We start from the raw sequence: 3,647 nt of genomic DNA, 5'->3' as shown, positions 1-3,647 counted from the left end.
GTGTAGACCTGACGCAGGCTGGTCTTGTGGCGCAGCATCGTGTTGGTGGAATCGAGACGGATCCGCGCCAGCTGCAGCCGCCAGACCTTGTCGGCGGGCAGCGGTTCATAGGCTTGAGCGGCAGCCGTCGCTTCGCCGTTGCGCTGCAAGGCAAGGCGCACGCGCAAGGCAATCCCGTGTCCGTTGACGGTGTTCGACAGCACTTCGCCGACCCGGTCGGGATCGCAGGCGAAGCCGAGTTCGGCGGCGGACGCGTAAAGCCTGGCGAGGTGGCGCTCGAAGCGCAGGAAGCCGGAACCAGGCTCCCAGCGCATGGTCTCGATCAGCTCGAAGCCGGCACCGTTCCCGTCGCGAAGCGCGCTTTCAACAGACACTCCCGATACTCCTCCTCGGCGGTGGAATCGAAGACGACGCCGCCGCCGACATTGTAGACGGCCTCGCCGTCGGCAAAGAGCGAGATGGTGCGGATCGCCACCGAAAAACGCATCCTGCCGCCCGGCGCGGTCCAGCCGATGGCGCCGCAATAGACGTCGCGCGGCGCGTCTTCCAGCTCGTGCAGGATTTCCATGGCGCGGATTTTTGGCGCGCCGGTGATCGAGCCGCAAGGAAACAGCGCGGCGAAGACCTGGCGGATGCCGATATCGGGCAGCAGCTTCGCCCGCACACGGCTCACCATCTGGTGCACCGTCGGATAGGTCTCGATGCGGAACAGTTCCGGCACCTCCAGCGTGCCGACCTCGCTGATCAGCGAGATGTCGTTGCGCAGCAAATCGACGATCATCCGGTTCTCGGCCTGGTTCTTTTCGTCGTTGCGCAGGAAGGCTTTCAGCCGGGCATCCTCGGCCTTGGTCGCGCCGCGCGGCGCGGTGCCCTTCATCGGGTGCGTCTCGATCATGCCGTCGGCGTCGATCTCGAAGAACAGTTCGGGCGAGCGCGACAGAACGACCGGATCGCCGAGCGAGATCAGCGCGCCGTATTTGACCGGCTGGCGCTCGGTCAGCGCGTCGAAGGCGGCAAGCGGATCGCCGGACCATTGCGCATGGACCGGGAAGGTAAGGTTGCCCTGGTAGCAGTCACCCTTGCGGATGTGATTGTGAAGGCGCGCGAAACGGCCGGCATAGTCCTCGGCGGACCATGTTGCCCTCGCATCGAAGATCGGGCCGTTGCTGGCGGGCCCGGCGCTTTGCGGCACCGCCTGGTCGACAGGCGCATCGAAGATCCCGAGGCAGACCAAGGGCGCGCGGCGGCCCTCGGGCAGCAGCGGCACCAGCTTCGGCTCGAGCAGGTACCCTGCTTCGTAGGAGAAATAGCCCGCCAGCCATTTGCCGGCGTCGGAAGCAGCCTGGGCTCGCTCGAGCGCCGGCGCGAACTCCTCCGCTGTGCGCGCGAGAATGATCTCGTGCGGCCGGTCGAACACCAACTGACGCGCGCTCTCGTCGTTGCGGAATATGGCTGCGGGCAGGGGCATGAGCCTCGGAAGCGGACAATTCAGTCGACCGCTCTATATGGGGGGCCGCCGACGCGCAATCGAGGGAACGGCGTTGGGCGGCGCAAAGGCGTCCGGTCGGTGAGGAAGTTGTTCGCTAGCTGATTTTGCAGGGATTGGCGGAAACGCCCGAACCTTCGTCATCCACGGGCAGAGCGGGAGCGAAGCGCGCACGTAGACCCGAGGATCCATTCCGTGGCCTCGCGCGAAGAATAAAGGCGGTGCAGAACGAAGACCTTTTTGCACCGCCGCAACGCTTGCAGGTCACGGAATGGATCCTATGGTCTGCGCTCGTCGCTTCGCTCCTCGCTACGCCATAGGATGACGAAAAAATGGGCGCCTGTGGCCGACCGTTGGCGAAACTGGCGGGCTGCTCAGGTGTTGCTTGCGATGCCAGCCGTCGGAAACTGCCTGACGAACTCAGCCTCGTCGCCGACGGCCAGCAGTTTCGCCTGCTCGATCCATTTCTCGCGCGCGATGCGGCCGTCGAAATTGAGCACCTCCTCGATGCGTTTGACATCGGCGTCGGTCCAGGCGGCGATCTGGGCGTAGGTGGTGACGCCCTGGCCCTTGAGCAGCCTTTCGTTGACAGGGCCGATGCCGATGAGGCGGCGCAGATTGTCGGCTTTGCCGGCCCCGGCTTTTGGCGCGGCAGCTTTCTTGGCGGGAGCGGCCGCCTTCTTCGGCGCGGCTGCCTTGGCCGCGGGCCTCGCTGCCGCAGTTTTCGTGGCCGCCGGCTTCTTCGCGGCGGCCGGCTTCGCCGCTGCCGATGTCGCGCTCGCCGGTGTCGAGATCAGCGCCGCGGGCGCCGGCGTGGCGGCCTTGTCGGCGCCGGCCTTGGGCGCGTCACGCAGCCGGCTTTCGAGATCGGCGCGGGCACGGCCGCAGGCATCGAGCTCGCCCTTCAGCCGGTCGCTGTCGGCGCGCAGCCTGTCGCGCTCGCTTCGGGTGCGATCAAGATCGCCACGCAGACTGTCGAGCTCGCCGCGCAGGCGACCCCAGATGAACCAGCCAACCAGGATACCCACAACGAACGCCAGGAGCATGTAGAAGAAAGTGCTCATTTCCCTCTCCAGTCCGATCCGTCGGCCGCGGCTGGGAGGGCGCGCTTGCCGCCAAGGATCGTCAAAGGTTCCGTGTTCGGTGGAACCGCCGGCTTCAATCGAGCCATCGGCGTTTCGGTCTTGTCCGGACCGACGGCCATCATCGCATTCGCCGTAGCGGAGCAGCAGGCATCTCTGGCCTGCGCAATGCGTCCGGCTGAGCTTGAGGCCGGACGCTATCATATGGCTTGTCGAAAGCCAGTTGAAAATGCGCCGGAGAGTTATTCAAGAACAGCTATTTAGGCAAGAATAGAGTCCGGATAATATGCGTCTTTGCTAAACTATAGCTGCCGATGAAGGCTTCGTTGCTGTTCACTTGTCCAGCGCCTCCAACTCGTCGATCAGCGAACCGATCACGCCGAGGCCGATCTGCCAGAACGCGGGATCGGTGGCGTCGAGGCCGAAGGGCGCCAGCAACTCGGAGTGATGCTTGGTGCCGCCGGCGCGCAGCATCTCGAAATACTTCTCCTGAAATCCCCGCTCGGCATTCTGGTAGACGGCGTAGAGCGAGTTCACCAGGCAGTCGCCGAAGGCATAGGCATAGACATAGAAGGGCGAATGGATGAAGTGCGGGATATAGGTCCAGAAGACCTCGTAGCCGTCGCGCAACTTGATTGCCGGCCCCAGGCTCTCGGCCTGCACCTCGAGCCAGAATTCACCCAACCGGTCCGAGGTCAGCTCGCCGTTCTTGCGCTCGGTATGCACCTTGCGCTCGAACTCGTAGAAGGCGATCTGGCGCACGACCGTGTTGATCATGTCCTCGACCTTCTGAGCGAGCATGGCCTTGCGCTCGCGTCTGTCACTGGTCTGTTCGAGCAGCGAGCGGAAGGTCAGCATTTCGCCGAAGACGGAGGCTGTCTCGGCCAGCGTCAGCGGCGTCGAGGCCATCAGCGCGCCCTGGCCCGCGGCCAGCACCTGGTGCACGCCATGGCCGAGCTCGTGCGCCAGCGTCATCACGTCGCGCGGCTTGCCCATGTAGTTGAGCAGCACGTAAGGATGCGCCGACGGCACTGTCGGGTGGGCGAAGGCGCCGGGCGACTTGCCCGGCCGCACCGGCG

The 3,647-nt window shown here is 65.0% G+C and carries 5 protein-coding genes; 1 reads left to right on the top strand and 4 read right to left on the bottom strand.

Features of this window, described 5'->3' with window-relative positions; translation table 11 throughout:
* From EOA23_RS32590 to EOA23_RS35940, 3 genes are all read right to left on the bottom strand, one after another.
* Positions 1-374, bottom strand: a 374-nt coding sequence (locus EOA23_RS32590) for an aminotransferase class IV (protein ID WP_189341798.1), incomplete at its 3' end; no start/stop codon positions are given.
* The gene (locus EOA23_RS32585; protein WP_127307092.1) at positions 323-1,468 is read right to left on the bottom strand and encodes an aminodeoxychorismate synthase component I; all 1,146 of its coding nucleotides are present in this window, start codon (positions 1,466-1,468) and stop codon (positions 323-325) included. The genes EOA23_RS32590 and EOA23_RS32585, both read right to left, overlap by 52 nt.
* A gap of 392 nt (positions 1,469-1,860) precedes the next feature.
* Positions 1,861-2,550: a proton-conducting membrane transporter gene (locus tag EOA23_RS35940; protein WP_189341797.1), complete on the bottom strand. Its 690-nt coding sequence runs from the start codon at positions 2,548-2,550 to the stop codon at positions 1,861-1,863.
* 45 nt (positions 2,551-2,595) lie between these two features.
* Here EOA23_RS35940 and EOA23_RS32575 point away from each other — a divergent pair, with 45 nt between their 5' ends.
* Entirely contained in the window at positions 2,596-2,832 is a 237-nt protein-coding gene (locus EOA23_RS32575; RefSeq protein ID WP_127307090.1) for a hypothetical protein, read from the top strand.
* A gap of 69 nt (positions 2,833-2,901) precedes the next feature.
* Here the strand turns inward: EOA23_RS32575 and EOA23_RS32570 are convergent.
* The coding region (locus tag EOA23_RS32570; protein WP_145966559.1) for a M3 family metallopeptidase at positions 2,902-3,647 on the bottom strand (746 nt) is incomplete at its 5' end.

Origin of the sequence: Mesorhizobium sp. M2A.F.Ca.ET.042.01.1.1, from assembly GCF_003997405.1 — a bacterium.
Lineage (GTDB): Bacteria > Pseudomonadota > Alphaproteobacteria > Rhizobiales > Rhizobiaceae > Mesorhizobium.
Note: the sequence above shows the minus strand (reverse complement) of the source record. Positions and strands in the feature narration are given on the sequence as shown.